Annotated in this window: 22 protein-coding genes and 2 pseudogenes; 11 read left to right on the top strand and 13 right to left on the bottom strand. The window is 69.5% G+C overall.

What is annotated here, in order from left to right; all coding sequences use genetic code 11:
- Positions 1-204: 204 nt before the first annotated feature.
- Complete coding sequence (locus QQY66_RS18165) at positions 205-654, top strand: type II toxin-antitoxin system PemK/MazF family toxin (RefSeq protein ID WP_301981406.1); 450 nt, start codon at positions 205-207, stop codon at positions 652-654.
- Between the two features lie 7 nt (positions 655-661).
- Here QQY66_RS18165 and QQY66_RS18170 read toward each other — a convergent pair whose 3' ends face one another.
- The 7 genes from QQY66_RS18170 to clpS all read right to left on the bottom strand — a co-directional run bounded on the left by QQY66_RS18170 (position 662) and on the right by clpS (position 5,422).
- Positions 662-1,612 (bottom strand): PLP-dependent cysteine synthase family protein, encoded by a 951-nt coding sequence (locus tag QQY66_RS18170; RefSeq protein WP_301981407.1) that lies wholly within the window; start codon positions 1,610-1,612, stop codon positions 662-664.
- Between the two features lie 6 nt (positions 1,613-1,618).
- Complete coding sequence (locus QQY66_RS18175; protein WP_155054671.1) at positions 1,619-1,897, bottom strand: MoaD/ThiS family protein; 279 nt, start codon at positions 1,895-1,897, stop codon at positions 1,619-1,621.
- Between the two features lie 118 nt (positions 1,898-2,015).
- A complete protein-coding gene (locus QQY66_RS50415; protein ID WP_328363763.1) occupies positions 2,016-2,111 on the bottom strand; it encodes a putative leader peptide in 96 nt (31 codons plus the stop codon).
- Positions 2,112-2,190: 79 nt separating this feature from the next.
- Positions 2,191-2,613 carry a Mov34/MPN/PAD-1 family protein gene (locus QQY66_RS18180; protein ID WP_155054669.1) on the bottom strand — a complete coding sequence of 141 codons (423 nt, stop codon included), beginning with the start codon at positions 2,611-2,613 and terminating at the stop codon, positions 2,191-2,193.
- 78 nt (positions 2,614-2,691) lie between these two features.
- Positions 2,692-4,113 (bottom strand): amino acid permease, encoded by a 1,422-nt coding sequence (locus QQY66_RS18185; RefSeq protein WP_301981408.1) that lies wholly within the window; start codon positions 4,111-4,113, stop codon positions 2,692-2,694.
- 318 nt (positions 4,114-4,431) lie between these two features.
- Positions 4,432-5,034 carry a DUF2017 domain-containing protein gene (locus QQY66_RS18190; RefSeq protein ID WP_301981409.1) on the bottom strand — a complete coding sequence of 201 codons (603 nt, stop codon included), beginning with the start codon at positions 5,032-5,034 and terminating at the stop codon, positions 4,432-4,434.
- 70 nt (positions 5,035-5,104) lie between these two features.
- Entirely contained in the window at positions 5,105-5,422 is a 318-nt protein-coding gene (clpS, locus tag QQY66_RS18195; RefSeq protein WP_301981410.1) for an ATP-dependent Clp protease adapter ClpS, read from the bottom strand.
- A gap of 101 nt (positions 5,423-5,523) precedes the next feature.
- On the opposite strand from clpS, the gene QQY66_RS18200 reads away from it, so the two are divergent.
- Together QQY66_RS18200 and QQY66_RS18205 are read left to right on the top strand one after the other, a co-directional pair.
- Positions 5,524-6,870, top strand: a complete 1,347-nt coding sequence (locus QQY66_RS18200; protein ID WP_301981411.1) for a nicotinate phosphoribosyltransferase — start codon at positions 5,524-5,526, stop codon at positions 6,868-6,870.
- Positions 6,871-7,000: 130 nt separating this feature from the next.
- Positions 7,001-7,585, top strand: a complete 585-nt coding sequence (locus QQY66_RS18205) for a nicotinamidase (protein ID WP_301981412.1) — start codon at positions 7,001-7,003, stop codon at positions 7,583-7,585.
- An 89-nt stretch (positions 7,586-7,674) separates the two neighbouring features.
- Here QQY66_RS18205 and QQY66_RS18210 read toward each other — a convergent pair whose 3' ends face one another.
- Both QQY66_RS18210 and QQY66_RS18215 read right to left on the bottom strand, forming a co-directional pair.
- Positions 7,675-8,010, bottom strand: coding sequence for a hypothetical protein (locus tag QQY66_RS18210; protein ID WP_301981413.1), 336 nt, complete (start codon positions 8,008-8,010; stop codon positions 7,675-7,677).
- Positions 8,011-8,131: 121 nt separating this feature from the next.
- Positions 8,132-8,260, bottom strand: a pseudogene (locus tag QQY66_RS18215) (hypothetical protein); the annotation flags it as partial.
- Positions 8,261-8,552: 292 nt separating this feature from the next.
- Here QQY66_RS18215 and QQY66_RS18220 point away from each other — a divergent pair.
- On the top strand, positions 8,553-8,819 hold the full coding sequence (locus QQY66_RS18220; protein ID WP_301981414.1) for a hypothetical protein: 267 nt from the start codon (positions 8,553-8,555) through the stop codon (positions 8,817-8,819).
- A 76-nt stretch (positions 8,820-8,895) separates the two neighbouring features.
- Here the strand turns inward: QQY66_RS18220 and QQY66_RS18225 are convergent, their stop codons facing one another.
- Together QQY66_RS18225 and QQY66_RS18230 are read right to left on the bottom strand one after the other, a co-directional pair.
- Positions 8,896-9,525 (bottom strand): RDD family protein, encoded by a 630-nt coding sequence (locus QQY66_RS18225; RefSeq protein WP_301981415.1) that lies wholly within the window; start codon positions 9,523-9,525, stop codon positions 8,896-8,898.
- An 89-nt stretch (positions 9,526-9,614) separates the two neighbouring features.
- Positions 9,615-11,129, bottom strand: a complete 1,515-nt coding sequence (locus QQY66_RS18230; protein WP_301981416.1) for an RDD family protein — start codon at positions 11,127-11,129, stop codon at positions 9,615-9,617.
- A 265-nt stretch (positions 11,130-11,394) separates the two neighbouring features.
- Here QQY66_RS18230 and QQY66_RS18235 point away from each other — a divergent pair, with 265 nt between their 5' ends.
- Positions 11,395-11,805 (top strand): SsgA family sporulation/cell division regulator, encoded by a 411-nt coding sequence (locus tag QQY66_RS18235; RefSeq protein ID WP_301981417.1) that lies wholly within the window; start codon positions 11,395-11,397, stop codon positions 11,803-11,805.
- A 17-nt stretch (positions 11,806-11,822) separates the two neighbouring features.
- Here the strand turns inward: QQY66_RS18235 and QQY66_RS18240 are convergent, their stop codons facing one another.
- Positions 11,823-13,229 carry an FAD-binding oxidoreductase gene (locus QQY66_RS18240; RefSeq protein WP_301981418.1) on the bottom strand — a complete coding sequence of 469 codons (1,407 nt, stop codon included), beginning with the start codon at positions 13,227-13,229 and terminating at the stop codon, positions 11,823-11,825.
- A gap of 92 nt (positions 13,230-13,321) precedes the next feature.
- Between QQY66_RS18240 and QQY66_RS18245 the strand changes: the two genes are divergently transcribed.
- Positions 13,322-14,740, top strand: coding sequence for a tetratricopeptide repeat protein (locus tag QQY66_RS18245; RefSeq protein ID WP_301981419.1), 1,419 nt, complete (start codon positions 13,322-13,324; stop codon positions 14,738-14,740).
- Positions 14,741-14,769: 29 nt separating this feature from the next.
- Here the strand turns inward: QQY66_RS18245 and hppD are convergent, their stop codons facing one another.
- Positions 14,770-15,918 carry a 4-hydroxyphenylpyruvate dioxygenase gene (gene hppD, locus QQY66_RS18250; protein ID WP_301981420.1) on the bottom strand — a complete coding sequence of 383 codons (1,149 nt, stop codon included), beginning with the start codon at positions 15,916-15,918 and terminating at the stop codon, positions 14,770-14,772.
- A 402-nt stretch (positions 15,919-16,320) separates the two neighbouring features.
- Here hppD and QQY66_RS18255 point away from each other — a divergent pair.
- The 5 genes and pseudogenes from QQY66_RS18255 to QQY66_RS18275 form a co-directional block, all read left to right on the top strand.
- Positions 16,321-16,461: pseudogene (locus QQY66_RS18255) on the top strand (Lrp/AsnC family transcriptional regulator); the annotation flags it as partial.
- 23 nt (positions 16,462-16,484) lie between these two features.
- Positions 16,485-17,132, top strand: coding sequence for an ABC transporter permease (locus QQY66_RS18260; RefSeq protein ID WP_301981421.1), 648 nt, complete (start codon positions 16,485-16,487; stop codon positions 17,130-17,132).
- Positions 17,125-18,438: a betaine/proline/choline family ABC transporter ATP-binding protein gene (locus tag QQY66_RS18265; RefSeq protein WP_301981422.1), complete on the top strand. Its 1,314-nt coding sequence runs from the start codon at positions 17,125-17,127 to the stop codon at positions 18,436-18,438. Before QQY66_RS18260 ends, QQY66_RS18265 begins: the two co-directional genes overlap by 8 nt.
- Positions 18,435-19,292 (top strand): ABC transporter permease, encoded by an 858-nt coding sequence (locus QQY66_RS18270; protein WP_301981423.1) that lies wholly within the window; start codon positions 18,435-18,437, stop codon positions 19,290-19,292. The genes QQY66_RS18265 and QQY66_RS18270 overlap by 4 nt, the downstream gene beginning before the upstream one ends.
- Complete coding sequence (locus QQY66_RS18275) at positions 19,289-20,251, top strand: glycine betaine ABC transporter substrate-binding protein (protein ID WP_301981424.1); 963 nt, start codon at positions 19,289-19,291, stop codon at positions 20,249-20,251. The genes QQY66_RS18270 and QQY66_RS18275 overlap by 4 nt, the downstream gene beginning before the upstream one ends.
- The last annotated feature ends 27 nt before the right edge of the window (positions 20,252-20,278 follow it).

Below are 20,278 nucleotides of genomic sequence, written 5' to 3' on the forward strand. Positions count from 1 at the left end.
CTCCGCTGGCGGGAATTGACATTTGGGTGCGTCGGGAGTCGTGCGGTCCGTCGAGCGTAAGGCGCAAAACCTCCGGTCGCTCCTCCGCCAAGGGCTGTTGTGGGCGAACTCACCTGCGGTGTCACCGGTTCGGCTCGACGTGGGGAGCGTGTGCCGGGTGAGAAGGGCGCGCGGGTGCGGGTGCGCGCCGGTACCGTCTGTCGTATGGATACGTCCTGGTGGCTCGCGCTCGCGGCGGTGGTACTGCTCGCGCTGGTCGCTGCGCTGGTGGACGGCTGGGGGCGGCGTGGGCCGCGGGGGCGCAGGACGCGGCCGCCGGGGCGGCCCGGCGAGCGGGTGGTGGCGCGGCCGCAGCCCGCGGAGATCTGGTGGGCGAGCGTGCCCTTCGAGGACGGGCCGGGGGGTAAGGACCGGCCGTGCCTGGTGCTCTCGGTGCGGGGGCGGCGGGCGACCGTCGCGAAGATCACCAGCAAGTATCACGATGAGCGGGCCGGGGTGATTCCGTTGCCGCCGGGGGCCGTCGGCGATGCGCAGGGGCGCGCGAGCTTCTTGGAGACGGACGAGTTGCGTGACGTGCCGATGGGGGACTTCCGGCGACGGGTGGGGGTGGTGGACCCGGTCCTTTGGGACCAGGTCCGTCACTTGGCTACGTGAGCAAGCCTTACGCCCAGAGCTGGCCCTGCAACGTCTCGATCGCCGCTTCCGTCGTCGTCGCCGTGTACACGCCCGTCGACAGGTACTTCCAGCCGCCGTCGGCCACGATGAACACGATGTCCGCGCTCTCGCCCGCCTTGACCGCCTTGTTGCCGACGCCGATGGCGGCGTGGAGGGCGGCGCCGGTGGAGACGCCCGCGAAGATGCCCTCCTGCTGGAGGAGTTCGCGGGTGCGGGTGACCGCGTCGGCGGAGCCGACCGAGAAGCGGGTGGTGAGGACGGAGGCGTCGTAGAGCTCGGGTACGAAGCCCTCGTCGAGGTTGCGCAGGCCGTACACGAGGTCGTCGTAGCGCGGTTCGGCGGCGACGATCTTGATGTCCGGCTTGTTCTCGCGGAGGTAGCGGCCGACACCCATCAGGGTGCCGGTGGTGCCGAGGCCCGCGACGAAGTGGGTGATGGAGGGGAGGTCCGTGAGGATCTCGGGCCCGGTCGTCGCGTAGTGCGCGCCCGCGTTGTCCGGGTTGCCGTACTGGTAGAGCATCACCCAGTCGGGGTGCTCGGCCGAGAGTTCCTTGGCGACGCGTACGGCGGTGTTGGAGCCGCCCGCGGCGGGGGACGAGATGATCTCGGCGCCCCACATGCCGAGCAGGTCCCGGCGTTCCTGCGAGGTGTTCTCCGGCATGACGCACACCATGCGGTAGCCCTTGAGCTTGGCGGCCATGGCGAGGGAGATGCCGGTGTTGCCGGAGGTGGGCTCGAGGATGGTGCAGCCCGGGGTGAGGCGGCCGTCCTTCTCCGCCTGCTCGATCATGTGCAGGGCGGGGCGGTCCTTGACGGAGCCGGTGGGGTTGCGGTCCTCCAGCTTGGCCCAGATGCGGACGTCGGCTGACGGCGACAGCCGCGGCAGGCGCACCAACGGGGTGTTGCCCACCGCGGCCAGCGGGGAGTCGTAGCGCATGAGGGATCAGACCATGCCGCCGGCCACGGCCGGCAGGATCGTGACGTTGTCGCCGTCGGTGAGCTTGGTGTTGATGCCGTCGAGGAAGCGGACGTCCTCGTCGTTGAGGTAGACGTTGACGAAGCGGCGCAGCTGGTCGCCGTCCACGATGCGGGCCTGGATGCCGTTGTGCCGGGTCTCGAGGTCGGCGAACAGCGCGGCGAGGGTGTCACCGCTGCCCTCCACCGCCTTCTGACCGTCGGTGTACTGGCGGAGGATGGTCGGGATGCGGACCTCGATGGCCATGGCTCAGGGCTCCTGTCGGGAGAAAGTCTGTCGTTGGACGCGCGGCAGCGCAGATACGGCGTGGTGTGGTGCGTGTGCGGCGCCGCGGCTCACGGCCGTACGGCGGCAGGGGTCGGCGTCAACAGATGGCGCTGGCGAGCCTGCACAGGTCGACGTGCAGCCGCGCCACGAGCAGCGTGCCCGGCGTCTTTTCGCTCACGTCGTGGAAAACCATGGGGTCATCGTATCGATTCCCGGTCCGGCTCCTGGAATGTGATCTCGCATTTCGGACACATTTCATCCGCAGTACGAGATCAGTACGACTCCACCACCTTGACCTCCTCCTCCGTCACCTCGCCCTCGACGATCCGGAACGAGCGGAACTGGAACGGGCCGAGGTCGTCCGTGTCCGCCGTCGAGACGAGGACGTAGTGCGCGCCGGGCTCGTTGGCGTACGAGATGTCCGTGCGGGAGGGGTGGGCCTCGGTCGCCGTGTGGGAGTGGTAGATGACCACCGGCTCCTCGTCGCGGTCGTCCATCTCGCGGTAGAGCTTGAGCAGATCGCCGGAGTCGAACTCGTAGAACGTGGGCGACATGGCTGCGTTCAGCATGGGGATGAAGCGCTCGGGGCGGTCCGAGCCCGCCGGGCCCGCGATCACGCCGCACGCCTCGTCGGGGTGGTCCTTGCGCGCGTGGGCGACGATCCGGTCGACGAGGTCCTGGGTGATGGTCAGCATGTTCAGCAGGATAAGCAGAAGACAGCCCCGTACCGGTGGGTGGTACGGGGCTGCCCATATGCCGGACGTCCGGCGCCGTCAGCCGACCTTCTGCAGGTCCGGCTCGCGGCGCTGCGTGACCTCCGGGTTCCGCGACCTGAGCACGACCCAGCCGATGGCCAGCGCGGCGGCCCAGCCGGCCATCACGTACAGGCAGACGCGGGAGTCGGCGTCGTACGCGATCAGGCCGGTGACGAAGAGCAGGAACGCGATGGCCACGTAGGAGAACACCGCGCCGCCCGGGGCCGGGAAGGAGGAGGCGGGAAGACGGCCCGCGACCACCGCGCGGCGGTAGAGGACGTGGCTGATCAGGATCATCAGCCAGGTCCAGATGCCGGCCGCGGTCGCCACCGAGGTGACGTAGCCGAAGGCCTTCTCCGGGACGATGTAGTTGAGGATCACGCCGATGCCCATGAAGAGCACGGAGATGACGATGCCGAAGGCGGGGGTCTTGGTCGACGACAGCTTGCTGAAGACCTTGGGGGCCTCACCGCTGTCGGCGAGGTTCCGCAGCATACGGCCGGTGGAGTACATGCCGGAGTTGCAGGACGACAGGGCAGCGGTCAGTACGACGAAGTTGACGATGCCGGCGGCGGCCGGGATGCCGATCACCGCGAAGGCCTTCACGAACGGGCTGACGCCCTCCGCGAACTCGGTCCACTTCACCACGCACAGGATGACGGTGAGCGCACCGACGTAGAACAGCGCGATACGCCAGGGCAGGGTGTTGATCGCCTTGGGGAGGGTCTTCTCCGGGTTCTCGGACTCGCCGGCCGTGACACCGACCAGCTCGACCGCGAGGTAGGCGAACATGACGCCCTGCAGGGTCATCAGGGACGAGCCGACGCCCTTGGGGAAGAAGCCGTCGAAGGCCCAGAGGTTGGAGACCGCGGCGGTGTCACCGGCGGCGCTGAAACCGAAGGTGAGCACGCCGAGACCGATCACGATCATGCCGATCAGTGCGGTCACCTTGACCATCGAGAACCAGAACTCGATCTCACCGAACAGCTTGACCGAGATCAGATTGGCCGCGAACAGAACGATCAGGAAGACCAGCGCCGTGACCCATTGCGGGATCGACGGGAACCAGTAGTTCACGTAGATCGCGGCGGCCGTCAGTTCGGCCATGCCGGTGACGACCCACATCAGCCAGTACGTCCAGCCGGTGAAGTAGCCGAAGAACGGGCCGAGGAATTCGCGGGAGTACTCCGCGAAGGAGCCCGAGACCGGGCGGTAGAGCAGGAGCTCGCCGAGCGCCCGCATGATGAAGAAGATGATGACGCCGGCGATGGCGTACATGAGGATGAGGCTGGGTCCGGCCTTGGCGATGTTCGCCCCGGCTCCCAGGAACAGGCCGACGCCGATGGCGCCGCCGATCGCGATCATCTGGACCTGGCGACTGCCGAGCCCGCGCTCGTACCCCTCTTCAGGGGTCTCCGTGCCGACCTGGGCGGAGGTCATGTGTGGTGCGCCTTTCTCCATGCCGACCCGGGCCTTCGTCGGCCTCGGATCGGGTCTCGATCCCCCCGGACTGCTGGAGCGTGGTGCCTGACCGGCGGTCTGCCGATCGGTGGCGCACCCGGCGGAACAATGGGTGGTGTTCGCCGGGCGGTCGTGAAGATCTATCACGGCCGCCATGCTGATCAGCCGTGCGGGATGTGGCACACAGCACAGAGAAAAGCGGACAAAGAGCACTCAGAGGTGCATACAACACCGCTGCGGTGACGGGATCGTTATTCGGATTTGAGCGTCCGATTACCGAACACAACACCGTCACAATCAGGGCATAAGTGTGGAGACAAGCGTCTCCTGGAGCCCGCCCAGCCACAGATACGCCATCACCATCGGCTTGCGCGGATCCTCGTCCGGCAGCCGGTAGAGGAGGTCGGTGTCCTCTTCGTCCGTGATGTCGAGCCGGGAGCCGATCGCCAGGCGCAGGTCGTTGAGGGCGCCGAGCCACTGCCGGGACTCTCCGTCCGACAGCTTGAGGACCGCCCCGCCCTCGTCGACCGGGCGCAGCGCGTCCAGGGAGCGGATCACCGCGAGGGCGTTCTCACGCTTCCCGGCGCGCAGGTCGTTCTCGGTGTAGCGGCGGAACTCGGCGGAGTACGCCTTCTGCTCCGCGGCCTCCTCGGTCTGCGGCGTGCCCTCCGGGTCGCTGTAGGCGTCCGGGAAGAGCCGCTTGAGGACCGGGTCGGCGGGCGGTTCGCTCGGGCCCTCGGCGAACAGCTCGGCCAGCGGGTCCTCAGGGCCGTCCTCGCCGGGACCGGGGCCGATGAGTTCCAGGAGCTGGACGGCCAGCGACCGGATGATGGAGATCTCGACGTCGTCGAGTGCGACGGCCGCGCCGCCGCCGGGGAGCGGTTCGAATTGACCTGGCATGAAGTGAGTTCGCTACTTCCGGTCCTGCGAGCGGGTTCGGATTACTTCCGGTCCTGCCTACGAGTTCGGGTCATTTCCGGTCGTGCTGGAGGGTGGCCCACAGACCGTAGCCGTGCATCGCCTGCACGTCGCGCTCCATCTCCTCGCGGGTCCCGCTGGAGACGACCGCCCGGCCCTTGTGGTGGACGTCGAGCATGAGCTTGGTGGCCTTGTCCTTCGAGTAGCCGAAGTACGTCTGGAAGACATAGGTCACATAGCTCATGAGGTTGACCGGGTCGTTGTGCACGATCGTGACCCAGGGGACGTCCGGCTCGGGTACGGCGAAGACCTCCTCCGCCGACTGGGGGCGTTCGATCTCTACGGGCGCGGGTGACGTCACATGGCCCATGCTGCCACCGGAGGGGGGTGGTCGCACAAATGCGCACCGCGATCGACCCCGATCGACCCCAAATCGTCAGACTGACGAGATGGGGGGTATCATCCTTAGTCATGAACACAGCGGACCTTGGGCTGCCGGTGGATGTTCCCTCGACGGCGCTCTTCACGGACCAGTACGAGCTGACGATGCTGCAGGCCGCGCTGAGGGCGGGCACCGCCGAGCGGCGGAGCGTGTTCGAGGTCTTCACCCGGCGGCTGCCCGACGGGCGGCGCTACGGCGTCGTCGCGGGCACCGGACGGGTGCTGGACGCCGTGGAGAACTTCCGTTTCGACGCGGACGTCCTCGGCTTTCTGCGCGAGCGCGGCATCGTCGACGAGGAGACCCTGACGTGGCTCGCCGGCTACCGCTTCAGCGGTGACATCTGGGGCTACCCCGAGGGCGAGGTGTACTTCCCGGGCTCGCCGATCATGCGGGTCGAGGGCTCCTTCGCCGAGTGCGTACTGCTGGAGACCGTGATCCTGTCCATCCTCAACCACGACTCCGCGGTGGCCGCGGCGGCGTCCCGGATGTCGGCGGCGGCCGGAGACCGGCCCCTGATCGAGATGGGCGCCCGCCGCACCCACGAGCTGTCGGCCGTCGCCGCCGCCCGCGCCGCGTACGTCGGCGGCTTCGCGACCACCTCGGACCTGGCCGCCGGCTTCCGCTACGGCATCCCGACCGTCGGCACGTCCGCGCACGCCTTCACCCTGCTCCACGACCGCGAGCGGGACGCCTTCCAGGCCCAGGTGAACTCGCTGGGCCGGAACACGACGCTGCTGGTGGACACGTACGACGTCGCCGAAGCCGTCCGTACGGCGGTGGAGGTCGCCGGGCCCGAGCTGGGTGCCGTGCGGATCGACTCCGGGGACCTGCTGCTGGTCGCGCACCGGGTGCGGCAGCAGCTGGACGAGCTGGGCGCGAGCGCCACGAAGATCGTCGTCACCTCGGACCTGGACGAGTACGCGATCGCCTCGCTGGCGGCGGCGCCGGTGGACGCGTACGGCGTGGGCACCCAGCTGGTGACGGGATCCGGCCATCCCACGTGCTCGATGGTCTACAAACTGGTCGCCCGCGCCGAGTCCGCCGACCCGAAGGAACCGCTGGTCCCGGTCGCGAAGAAGTCCACCGGCGGTAAAACGTCCATCGGCGGCCGCAAGTGGGCCGCTCGACGGCTGGACGAGGACGGGGTCGCCGAGGCCGAGGTCGTCGGCACCGGACCGGTCCCCGGCGAGCTGGCCGACCGGCAACTGCTCGTGGAGCTGGTCAAGGGCGGTGACGTGGTCGCACGTGAACCGCTGGACGTTCCGCGCGACCGGCACATAGCCGCCCGCGCGAATCTGCCGCTGTCCGCTACGCAGCTGTCCCGGGGGGAACCCGTGATTCCGACCGAGTACGTCCACGGGCGCTCGGGTAGCTAAAGGCGGCGCTCCGGCGCAAGCCCTGAAATGCCCCCTCCCCTAGGGCCCTCCCAGTCTCTAGGCTCGTAACTTCACACCGGCGGGCCCGCACCCTGATCCACCCCGACCCCATAGTCGAAGGACACCGACCATGCGCCGCGCCTTGATCGTCGTAGACGTGCAGAACGATTTCTGCGAGGGGGGCAGCCTCGCGGTGGCCGGGGGTGCCGATGTGGCCGCCGCCATCACCGAGCTGATCGGGCAGGCGCCCGCCGGCTACCGGCATGTGGTGGCCACGCGCGACCACCACATCGCGCCCGGCGGACACTTCGCCAGCAACCCCGACTACGTCCACTCCTGGCCGGCGCACTGTGTCGCCGGCACCGAGGGCGTGGGCTTCCACCCCAACTTCGCGCCCGCCGTCGCCTCGGGCGCCGTCGACGCCGTGTTCGACAAGGGGGCGTACTCGGCGGCGTACAGCGGCTTCGAGGGCGCCGACGAGAACGGCGTCCCGCTGGCCGACTGGCTGCGCGCCCGCGAGGTCACCGAGGTGGACGTGGTCGGGATCGCGACCGACCACTGCGTGCGCGCCACCGCGCTGGATGCGGCGCGTGAGGGGTTCCGTACACAGGTGCTGCTGGACCTGACCGCCGGGGTGGCCGAGGAGACCACCGAGCGGGCACTGGAGGAGATGCGGGAGGCGGGGGTCGAACTTTCGGGCAAGCCGGTCGTCTAGTGCCCCGAAGGGGCGCGGGGAACTGCGCGACCAGCCACGACCAGGCCCGCAGACGATCGACGGCCCCTCGCGGCCCTTCCGGCGGAGCGCTACGCAGGCGTCGCCGGACGCCTTCGCAGTGCCCTGATCGGGTGCCACAGCTCCTGCGACAGGGCCGGTACGCCGTCGTCCGGGGCCGTACGCCATATCAGGCCGTCGGGGTGGTGGAGGACCGCGGTGATCTCGTCCGGGGTCGGCGGGGCCGCGTTGCCGCGGAGGTAGACCGCGCGCATGCCCAGGTTGCGGAGCCTGGTCAGGGCTCGCGCCCGGTTCTGGGCGTGCACCAGGACACGTACACAGCCCGTGCCGTCGACGGTGGGGCTGGGCAGGTTCAACGCCACCACCACGCTGCCCGACGGCAGCCTGCAGAAGCCTCCTACGGCCATTCAGTCACTTCCCCGTTCCCAGTGGTGTCAATAAGAGAATCACAGGACGCACCTAAACACGATCGGCGGCAACCCGCCAGGGGCTACCGCCGAATCGCGCTCTGACCTGCGGAAACGTTGACTACTTCACCGCGGGGCCGACTTCGAGCGAGATCGTCGAGCCGTCCTTGGCCTCCTTGACGATCTTGATCTTGGTGTTGGTGTCAGTGATCTTGAGGCCCGCGAGCGGGGTGCTCTCGTCGTAGTAGGTGCGCCGCCGTCGGAGTAGTAGCGGAAGCGGAGTTGGACGCTCTTGCCCGCGTCCGGGCACGCGGAAGGGGTTCCTGGGTGGGGCCTTACTAACGGGCGCGTGGGTCCGTCCACTTGCTGGACGGTGTGACTCGATGCGCCCCCCATGCACCGATACTGTTGGTTAGGTCACGCTTACCGTTCGTTCCACTCGGGCATCCCTGCGATTAGAGTCGGTTGGCGGCTCGCCCGGAAGCCGACGCAATGCCAGGCCGGCGCCCCTTCTCACCCCCATTTCCGAGGACACGATTGCCATGCCTCGTCCGACTGCGCCTCGACCGACCGCCGCACAGCTCGCCTACGGTTCATGCACCGTGATCTTCTCGACCCTCGCCATGCTGCTGCTGTCACAAACGAGTTCAGGTGTGGGGATCGCGGTCATCGCCGTCGCGGCGCTCGCTCTCGGGCTCCTGGTCGCCATGACGGTTCCCCTGCCGAAGCCGAGCGCGGCCACCGCGCCAACGGCTGAGGCCCCCACCACGCCGGAGCGCGTACCGGTGAATTCCGGCAAGGCTGCCTGAATCTCGCAGCCTGATCTCGTACGTACGACCGGCGGGCCCGCGATGTCGCGGGCCCGCCGGTCGTTCGTCGTGCCCGTCAGGTGGTGACCACGACCGTCTTGGCCGCCTTGTCGTGCAGGCCCTGCTTGTACGGCTTGTCGAAGTAGCTCACGCCGCCCGAGATCGCGGTCCAGATGCAGGCGCAGCAGAAGGCGAACGGGATCCACAGCACCAACGACCGCACCAGCGCCGTCTGCACCGAGGGCGTGGAGCCGTTGTCGAGGTTGGCCACCCGCATCTTCAGCCACTTCTTGCCCAGGGTCTGCCCGGTCTTGGCCATCAGGAAGGTGTCGTAGGCGATGTAGAGCACGGCGGCGACCGCGGACTGCGCGAACGACTTGCCGTACTCGACCTCGTCGGCGCCGACGTCGTACTCGCTGACACCGAAGCCCCAGGTGAGCAGCCAGACGACGATCCCGACGAGGATCATGTCGATGATGCGGGCGAGCGTGCGTTTGCCGCTGTCGGCGAGCGGGGGCATACCGGCGAGCGGATCGCTCGGGTACGAGCCGCCGCCGTAGGGGTCACCGCCGTAGGGCGGGGGCTGGGCGCCGCCGTACGGGGCGCCGTACGGCGAGCCCGATCCCTGTTCTGGCGGGGGCTGCTTCCTGAACGGGTCGTCTTCCGGCGGCTGCTGACCGGAGCCGGGGGGCGGTTCGCTGCTCATGGCCCGAGTCGACCGCGAACCTTCCGGCTCCGCATCCGGCGAGCGGCCGTCCGGAGTACGAAATCAACTGGTCCTTCTGGAGTACACCGTCACCCGGCGACGAACGTATGCGCCGCCTTGTCGTGCCAGCACTGGCGCCAGGGCCGGTCGAACAGGCACCACATGACGCCCACCACACCGACGACGAGCAGCCCGGGCACGCTGTAGACGAGCCAGCGGCGGACGGCCGCGCCGAACGACGGGGGCTCGTGGCCCTCGATGTCGCGCACGTCCAGACCGAGCAGCTTCTTGCCGAGGGTGCGGCCCCATTTGTGGGTGGGCAGCGCCTCGTAGGCGACGCCGAAGAGAAGCAGGACGGCCAGGACGATGCCGAGATACGTCGATGTCGTGCCGTCGAGCAGCCAGACGGTGACGGTCTCGCCGGACAGCTTGGCCGCGTCGATCTTCTCGTTGACGTGGTCCATCGCCTTGGTGCCGAGAGGGACGGCGGCGACGGAGGTGACGGCGGCGAGGACGAGGGTGTCGACGAGCCGGGCGGCGAGCCGCTTGCCGAGCGCGGCCGGACGGGCCGAAGCCTGACGCATGGCAGCCGCCTGGAAGATGTCCTCCACCGGCGGCTTCCAGGGCGCCACGGGCTGGTCCTCGCCGGGCCCTCCGGCGAGCCGGTGCACCTGCTGCGCCCAGGAGGGCTGCCCGCCACCGGGGCCGCTCGTCACGGGCGTGGCGGACTGGGGGGCGCCGGACTGCTGGGGGACGGCGGGGGACGGTTGCTGGGGGGCGGTGGGGGCGGGCGTGGCGGAGGCGGGCGTGGCGGACTGCTGCACGGCGGCGGCACGGGCGGCGGCGGCCTTTCCGGCGCCGAAGCCGGGGCTTCCAGGGGTGCCGGAGGAAGACTCGGCGCCACCACTCGGCGCCCCCGTCCCGGCAGAACCGGTTCCGCTTGGGGTCGTTCCGGCTGTGCTCCCGCTCTGCGCCCCCGCTCCCCTGGTCTGCTGTGGGGTGCGCGGGGAGAGCGCGCGGAACTTCATCGTGCCGTCGGGGGCCTCGTCGGTGCCGGGGCTCGCGGACGCGGGCGACGCGCCGGGCCCGGGTGTCGGCCGGCGGAAGACGAACGTGTTGCCGGAGGCGACGCCGTCCGACTCGGTGGGCGGGATGCTCGCCGTGCCGTCCGTGCGGGCGGTGGCCTGGCCGTCCGGCTGGGCCTGGGGGTCCGCGGGCACCCTCGGGTCGGCGTCCTGCGCGGCGCCCCAGGAGACACGGCGGTCCTGGTCGCCGCCGAAGCCGGTCTGCCGGGAACGGTCGGCGCCCCACGCGGACGCGGGCTCGGGCCGGCTGCCGTACTGGGCGTCGGCCGGGCTGGGGGCGCCCGACGCACCCGCCGGGTCCTCGTCGAAGAAGTGCGGGCCCGTCTCCTCGACCTGCGCCGGAGCCGGGTCGGTGCCGGGCGGCGGGGCGAGCGGCTCGCCGTCCGTCGGGGCCGGACGGCTGGTGCCCGGAACCCAGGAGGCGCCGTTCCAGTACCGGACATATCCGGGAATGGAGGGGTCCGGGTAGTAGCCCTCGCGGGGCCTGTCGTCACCTGGGGCCGGGGTTGGGGCGCTCATGTCCGTCGTCCCGTATCTGCTCGGGGGTCATCTGGGGGCCTCCACATCTACCAGACCGGCGCAACAACCACCGCCAGTCCCGTAGGACCCACCCCTTTCCGGGCAACCTCGTACACGTACTTCACACGACCCGGAGCCAAGCGACACCCGCTCGGCGAAAAAAGTTACGGGAACCCGCGTAATGGTTCCGGCCCCTCCCCTCTCTCCACTCGTACGGGCCCACGCCAGGGCCCACGAGAGCGACATGAGAGAGGAAACACGCCCTATGTACAGCGTGGTAGAGCGGGAGCTGGAGCTGAGGCTCATCCTGTCGCCCGAGCGGAGCATCGCGGTCCCGGCCCGGCTCGGCTTCCGCAGCGACGACCCGTACGCCGTCCACATCTCCTTCCACATCAACTCCGATGCCCCAGTGCACTGGACCTTCGCCCGTGACCTGCTCGTCGAGGGCGTGTTCCGGCCCTGCGGCAACGGGGACGTACGGGTGTGGCCGACGAAGGCCGAGGGGCGCAGCGTCGTCCTGATGGCGCTGAGTTCACCCGACGGGGACGCCCTGCTGGAGGCTCCCGCGGCCCAGGTGTCGGCCTGGCTCGAGCGCACGCTGCGGGTGGTGCCCCCGGGGACTGAGGGCGAGCAGCTGGGGATCGACGACGCGCTCGACCAGCTGCTCGCCCAGTGAGTCATAGAAGACCGCGGTCAGAAGAGCTTGCCCGGGTTCAGGATGCCCAGCGGGTCGAAGACGGACTTCACCGCCCGCTGCATCTCCACCCCCACCGGGCCGATCTCGCGGGCCAGCCACTCCTTCTTCAGCACGCCCACGCCGTGTTCGCCGGTGATCGTGCCGCCGAGTTCCAGGCCGAGGGCCATGATCTCGTCGAAGGACTCGCGGGCGCGCCGGGACTCGTCGGGGTCCTGGGCGTCGAAGCAGACGGTCGGGTGCGTGTTGCCGTCGCCGGCGTGGGCGACGACGCCGATGGTGAGCTGGTACTTCTCGGCGATCCGCTCGGTCCCTTCGAGCATGTCGCCGAGGCGCGAGCGGGGCACGCACACGTCGTCGATCATCGTCGTGCCCTTGACCGCCTCCAGCGCGGTGAGCGACAACCGCCGTGCCTGGAGGAGGAGTTCCGACTCGGCCAAGTCGTCCGCCGGTACGACCTGGGTGGCGCCTGCCGCCTCGCAGAGCGCACCGAGGGCGGCGAGGTCGGCGGCGGGGTCCGGGGTGTCGAAGGCCGCCAGCAGCAGCGCCTCCGTCGACTCGGGCAGTCCCATGTGCGCCAGGTCGTTGACGGCCTTCACCGTCGTACGGTCCATCAGTTCGAGGAGGGACGGCACGTGTCCTCCCTCCATGATCCGGCACACCGCATCGCACGCGGCGGTCCCGGACGCGAACTCGGCGGCCAGCACCAACTGCTGCGGCGGCTGCGGCCTCAGCCCCAGAATCGCCCGTACGACGATGCCCAGCGAGCCCTCCGAACCCACGAACAGGCGGGTCATGTCGTACCCGGCGACACCCTTCGCCGTGCGGCGGCCGGTGGTCATGAGCCGCCCGTCGGCCAGGACGACGTCCAGGCCGAGGACGTACTCGGCGGTGACCCCGTACTTCACACAGCACAGGCCGCCCGACGCCGTCCCGATGTTGCCGCCGATCGTGCACATCTCCCAGCTGGAGGGGTCCGGCGGGTAGTACAGACCGTGTTCGCCGACCGCGCGGGACAGGGCGGCGTTGATGACGCCGGGTTCGACGACGGCGATACGGTCGACCGGGTTGATCTCGAGGATGCGGTCCATCTTGGTGAGGGACAGCACGATGCAGCCGTCGGAGGCGTTCGCCGCGCCCGACAGGCCGGTGCGGGCGCCCTGCGGGACGACCGGGACGCGCAGCTCGGTGGCGATGCGCATGACGTGCTGCACCTCTTCGACCGTGCGCGGCAGTACGACCACGGCGGGGACGCCGGCCGGGCAGAAGCTGGCCATGTCGTTGGCGTAGGACGCCGTGACGCCGGGGTCGGTGAGGACGGCCTCGGCGGGCAGGCCGCTGAGCAGGCGGTCGACGAGGTTGGACGTTACTTCGTCGCGAGGCGCTTCGATACGGCTCATGATCACAGGTTCGCACCCGGGGCCATCGGTGTGAACCCCGTCCGCACAAGGCTTCGGGTGCGGGAATGCGGTCGTCGTGTTGACGCACAGTGAGCGCCATGGGGAACCAAGAGGAAGCGCCGGCCGAGGTGCGCAAGCCTGTTGCCCGGTGGGTGCCGATCGCGGCCGTCGCCGCATGCGCCGTACTCGGCGTGGTGCTGATGCTGCTGCCCTCGGAACGGCCGGAGTCGCGGGCGCCCGCTCCGGCGCCGGGGGCGCAGGCGCTGACGGCGGTCGGTTCCGGGGTGCCGGCCGCGCTGCCCGACCTGGCGGCGCTGATCGGCGAGCGCGAGGCACGGGTGCGGGCGCATCCCCAGGACGCGCGGTCGTGGGCGGTGCTCGGGACGGCGTACGTCGAACAGGGGCGGCGGATCGCGGATCCGTCCTACTTCCCGCGGGCCGAGCAGGCGCTGCGCACCTCGCTGCGGACGCGGGCGCAGGGGAATGTGCGGGCGCTGACCGGGATGGCGGCGCTGGCGAACGCCCGACGTGACTTTCCGGCGGCCCGGAAGTGGGGGCAGGACGCGCTGCGGCTGGACGCGAAGCGCTGGACGACGTACCCGGTGCTCATCGACGCCTATACAGGGCTGGGCGATCACAAGGCGGCCAAGCGGACGCTGGACCGGATGCTGGAGCTGCACTCCGGGCCTGCCGCCCTCGCGCGGGCCGGGGCCGTCTACCGCGACCACGGCTGGCGCGAGGACGCCGCCGCCGCGCTGGCCGACGCGGCGGCCGGAGCCGAGGCGCCCGCCGAGAAGGCCGCGTATCTGGAGCGGGGCGGGCAGCTGGCGTTCGAGCGCGGGGACCTCGACGTCGCGCTGCGGCACTTCCAGGAGGCGGTCCGTATCGACCCCGACCAGCGGGCCGCGCAGGCCGGGCAGGGGCGGGCGCTGGCGGCGCTGGGGCGGACGTCGGAGGCGCTGAACTCGTACCGGATGGCCCTCGCCAAGCAGACGCTGCCGCAATACGCCCTGGAACTGGGCGAGTTGTACGAGTCGCTGGGGCTCGATCAGGCGGCGCGTGTGCAGTACGGCCTGCTGCGGGAGCGGGTGCGCGGTGCGGCGGCGGGCGGGGCCGACGAGGAGCTGGTCCTCGGGCAGTTCGAGGCGGACCACGGGGACCCGGAGGCGGCGGTACGGCGACTGCGCGCCGAGTGGCAACGCCAGCCCGGGATCGCCGTGGCCGACGCGCTGGGGTGGGCGCTGCACCGGGCCGGGCAGCACGAGGAGGCGCTGAAGTTCGCGGCACGGGCGACGGACAAGGAGCATGGGGGCGGGGTGCGCAGTGCCCTGTACGCGTTTCACCGGGGCATGATCGAGGGCGAGTTGGAGCTGTACGGGCTCGCCCGGCGGCACCTTCAGGAGGCGCTGCGGATCAACCCGCACTTCTCGCCGTGGCGGGCTCCCACGGCACGGGAGGCGTTGCGGGGACTCGGCGACCTGCCGGCCGACGAGCCCCTCCCTGGCGAGTCTTCCTAGCTGTTCTTCCTGGCTACAGGGTGCCCTGGCTACAGGTTGCCGCGCTTGGCCTGCTCCCGCTCGATCGCCTCGAACAGGGCCTTGAAGTTGCCCTTTCCGAAGCCCATGGAGCCGTGGCGTTCGATCAGCTCGAAGAAGACGGTCGGGCGGTCCTGGACCGGCTTGGTGAAGATCTGCAGCAGGTAGCCGTCCTCGTCGCGGTCGGCGAGGATCTTCAGTTCGCGGAGGGTCTCGACGGGGACGCGGGTGTCGCCGACCCACTCGCCGAGGGTGTCGTAGTACGAGTCGGGGGTGTCGAGGAACTGCACGCCGGCCGCCCGCATCGTCCGTACCGTCGCCACGATGTCGTTGGTGTTGAGCGCGATGTGCTGGACGCCCGCGCCGCCGTAGAACTCCAGGTACTCATCGATCTGGGACTTCTTCTTGGCGAGGGCGGGCTCGTTGATCGGGAACTTGACCTTCAGCGTGCCGTCCGCGACCACCTTGGACATGAGCGCGCTGTACTCGGTGGCGATGTCGTCGCCCACGAACTCCTTCATGTTCGTGAAGCCCATGACCTTGTTGTAGAAGCCGACCCATTCGTTCATGCGGCCGAGTTCGACGTTGCCGACGCAGTGGTCGATGGCCTGGAAGGTGCGCTGCGCGGGCGGCTGGACGAGCGGGGCGGCGGCGGTGAAGCCGGGGAGGTGCGGGCCGTCGTAGCCACCGCGTTCGACGAGGGTGTGGCGGGTCTGGCCGTACGTGGCGATGGCGGCGAGTACGACCGTGCCGTGCTCGTCCTTCAGCTCGTACGGCTCGGTGATCGAGCGCGCGCCGTGCTCGACGGCGTACGTGTACGCGGCGCGGGCGTCCGGGACCTCGATGGCGAGGTCGATGACACCGTCGCCGTGCTCGGCCACGTGCTCGGCGAGGAAGTGGCCCCAGGTGGTCGCGGGCTTGATCACCGAGGTGAGGACGAAGCGGGCGGAGCCGTTGGTGAGGACGTAGCTCGCGGTCTCGCGGCTGCCGGTCTCCGGTCCGGAGTAGGCGACGAGCCGCATGCCGAAGGCGGTGGAGTAGTAGTGCGCCGCCTGCTTGGCGTTGCCCACGGCGAAGACGACCGCGTCCATTCCCTTGACCGGGAAGGGGTCACCTTCGGTTCCGGTGTGTCGGGGTTTGTGAGTCAGGGTTTCTGCCATACCGGCAGCCTGCAACGCATCGATCAGCGGATGCAATAGCAGAGCGGCCGCGAAATCCTTCAAAGTTACAGAGGATTCACTCGATCAGGTGCTCTGCCGCAAGAACTGCACTTGCGGCACTGGGTGCCCGGCAATCTGGTGGTCCCCGCACGCGAGCTACCGAAGGCACAGATTCGGCTCCGGCCGATGGACCCGGTTGACATGGAGCGCTGACCGTGTGAGGCGCGGGGCCCAGTCGATGGCCCCTGTCCCTCCTGGGGCTGGACGCAGGTGCGGCGGCAAGCCGGGACGCACCGGCAAGCTCGCCACGGCCAGTGGCGCGGCAGTCGACTCGAACGGAGTCGTCCTCCAGGGGCCGTGGACCGACAGTCCACGGCCCTCTTCGCGCCACCCCTACCGCCGCTCCAGCGCGCGATCGACCCGACTGTCGGTTTTGATGGCATCGTCCGGGCCTCCACCGCGATCGTCATGGAGAACCCTGTTCCGCTGCGGATCATCCCGCTGGTGGAGCAGGCGGCGGAGGGCTTGGACGGACGGGAGTGACCGAGCCACTGGGGTGACCGCGGGTGAACTTCTGGGAGTACCTGGGCAACCGGCATCAGCAGTTGCTCGCGGATGCCGGGCAACACGCCAGCGCGGTCTTCCAGTGCATGGTCGTGGCGACCGTGCTGGGCGTCCTGATCGGGATCGTGACCTACCGGAGCGAGTGGGCCGGAAGCCTCGCCACGACGACCACCTCGACCATTCTGACCATCCCGTCGCTCGCCATGATCGGTCTGCTCATCCCGATCGTCGGGCTGGGAGTGCCGCCCACGGTGATCGCGCTGACGCTGTACGGGCTGCTGCCGATCGTGCGCAACGCGATCGTCGGGCTGCGCGGGGTCGATCCGACGCTGGTGGACGCGGCGGCCGGCATCGGGATGTCGCGCGTGGCCCGGCTGGTGCGGATCGAGCTGCCGCTGGCCTGGCCGCCGATCCTGACCGGGATCCGGGTCTCCACGCAGATGCTGATGGGCATCGCGGCGATCGCGGCGTACGCCTCCGGGCCCGGCCTCGGCAATGTGATCTTCCGCGGGCTGGCCTCGCTGGGCAGCAAGAACGCGATCAACCAGGTGCTCGCGGGAACGCTCGGGATCATCATCCTGGCGCTGTTGTTCGATGCCGCGTACGTCCTCATCGGACGGCTGACCATCCCCAGGGGGATCCGTGCCTGAGACCTCCGTGCCTGAGACCTCCGTGCCTGAGACCTCCGTAGCCGAGACCTCCGTAGCCGAGACCTCCGTAGCCGAGAAGACGACCTCCGGTGCCTCCATCGAGCTGGAGAACCTCACCAAGCGGTATCCGGGGAGCCCACAGCCGGCCGTGGACAGCGTGAACATGGAGATCAAGGCGGGCGAGATCGTCATCTTCGTCGGGCCCTCCGGCTGCGGAAAGTCCACGACGCTCAAGATGATCAACCGGCTGATCGAACCGACCGGCGGGCGCATCCGCATCAACGGCGAGGACGTCACCGACATGGACCCGGTGAAGCTGCGCCGCAACGTCGGGTACGCCATCCAGGCGTCCGGTCTCTTCCCGCACATGACAGTCGCCCAGAACATCGCGCTGGTGCCGAAGATGATCGGCTGGCCGAAGGCGCGGATCAGATCGCGGGTGGAGGAGATGCTGGACCTCGTCGGGCTCGACCCGGGCGAGTTCCACGGCCGCTATCCGCGCCAGCTCTCCGGCGGTCAGCAGCAACGCGTGGGCGTGGCACGGGCGTTGGCCGCCGATCCGCCGGTGTTGTTGATGGACGAGCCGTTCGGCGCGGTCGACCCGATCACCCGCGATCACCTCCAGGACGAGCTGATCAGGCTGCAGCACGAACTGCACAAGACGATCGTCTTCGTCACCCATGACTTCGACGAGGCGATCAAGCTCGGTGATCGCATCGCCGTGCTGCGCGAACGGTCCCACATCGCTCAGTTCGACACCCCGGAGGCGATCCTCACCAACCCGGCCGACGACTTCGTATCGGGGTTCGTCGGAGCCGGGGCGGCGCTGAAGCGGCTGAACCTCACCCGCGTACGGGATGTGGAGATCACCGACTATCCGACGGTCACCGTCGACGACCCGCTCCAGCAGATCTTCAACAAGCTGCGCGCCAGCGGCACCAACGAGATCCTCCTGCTCGACAAGCGCGGACGGCCGTACAAGTGGCTCCGGCGCGGCGACATGATGCGCGCCCGGGGCTCGCTGGCCCGCGCGGGCACGCTCGTGCACGACACGGTGACCCGGGACGCGACCCTCCGCGACGCGCTGGAGGCGGTCCTCACCGACAACGCGGGGCGGGTCGCGGTGACCGGGCGACGCGGCGAGTACACGGGCGTCGTCGACATGGAGACGCTGATGAACTCCGTGCACGAGCTGCTGGAGGCCGACCGGCTGGACGCCATGGAGCACCAGCACGAACTGGAGGAGACCCGGGCCCTGCAGACGCACGCCGAGCAGGAGGGCGTCGGAGGGGAGAAGAAGGCGTGACCACCTCTTCCGACCAGCGCCCCCAAGGCGAGCACGAGGTCAAGGGGCACGCCTTCCGGGACGAGGGCGAGGCCAACGGCGACCAGGAACCGCCGCCGCCACGGGCGGTGGCACAGCGCCGGATCGGCTGGCAGAAGCTCACCTTCCTGCCGGTCGTCCTCATCGCCGTGCTGCTGGCGACCTGGCTGTGGTTCGAGCAGGCCGACCTGGACCCCCTCTCCGAGAACGCGCTGTCGGACGGCCAGGTGTCCAAGGCCCTGTGGCAGCACATCGAACTCACGGTGATCTCCACCTTCTTCGTGCTGATCATCGCGATCCCGCTGGGCATCCTGCTGACCCGCAAGGCCATGAGGAAGGCGACCCCGGTGGCGATGGCGGTCGCCAACATGGGTCAGGCGACGCCCGCGATCGGCCTGCTCGCCCTGCTGGTGATCTGGCTGGGCATCGGCCGGAAGGCGGCCCTGATCGGCATCATCGTCTACGCCATCCTGCCGGTGCTGTCGAACACGATCGCCGGCCTGAAGGCCAATGACCCGACCCTGCTGGAGGCCGCCCGCGGCATCGGCATGTCCCCGCTCGGCGTGCTCTCCCGCGTCGAACTGCCGCTGGCGGTCCCGCTGATCCTGGCGGGCGTGCGGACGGCGCTCGTCCTGAACGTCGGTACGGCGACGCTGGCGACGTTCGGCGGGGGCGGCGGGCTGGGCGTACTGATCACGACCGGTATCACCAACCAGCGGATGCCCGTGCTGATGCTGGGTTCGGTCCTCACGGTCGTACTCGCCCTGCTGGTGGACTGGCTGGCCTCACTGGCCGAACTGCTGCTGCGGCCGCGGGGGTTGGAGGTGGGGACATGAGGCGGCGGCTGTGCGCGGTGCTGGCTATGGCCGTCATGGTGAGTGGCTGCGGTCTGACCAGCGGGTCGCCGATGGTGGACGACGTCCGTCCCGGTTCGATCGGACAGGGCGAGCCCCTCAAGGGCGCCGACCTCACCGTCACCTCCAAGGAGTTCACCGAACAGCTCATCCTCGGCGCGATCATGGGCATCGCCTTCGAAGCGGCCGGCGCGGACGTGCTCGACCGCACCGGCATCCAGGGCTCCGTCGGCGCCCGCGAGGCGGTCAAGGGCGGCGACGCGGACGGGATGTACGAGTACACGGGCACCGCCTGGATCACCTACCTCGGCAACAGCGAGCCCATCGCCGACCCGCAGAAGCAGTGGGAGGCGGTGCGGGACGCGGACGCGAAGAACGGGCTGACCTGGCTGCCGCCGGCGTCGCTCAACAACACGTACGCCCTCGCCATGAACCAGGCCAACTTCAAGAAGTACGGCACGAAGACCCTCTTCGACGTGGCCGCCCTGTCGAAGTCCGACCCGAGCGCGGTGACGCTCTGCGTGGAGGGCGAGTTCGCCAACCGGGCGGACGGATTGCCGGGCATGCAGAAGGCGTACGGCATGGACGTACCGGCGGGCAACATCACGCAGATGGACACCGGGATCATCTACACGCAGGCGGCGAAGGGCAGTTGCACCTACGGGGAGGTCTTCACCACCGACGGGCGCATCAAGTCGATGAACCTCGAGGTGATGCGGGACGACAAGAAGTTCTTCCCCAACTACAACGCGGCGCCCGAGATCAACTCCAAGACGCTGAAGAAGTATCCGGCGATCGCGGACGTCCTCGACCCGGTCACCAGGCGGTTGGACAACGCGGTGGCGCAGGAGCTGAACGCGAAGGTGGATGTCGAGGGGGAGGATCCGCATCAGGTGGCGTTGGACTGGATGGTGGAGGAGGGGTTTGTCAGGGAGGGGTGAGGGGGCTGGACCTGCTTACAAAGGACC

The sequence above is a fragment of the Streptomyces sp. DG2A-72 genome (assembly GCF_030499575.1).
GTDB lineage: Bacteria > Actinomycetota > Actinomycetes > Streptomycetales > Streptomycetaceae > Streptomyces.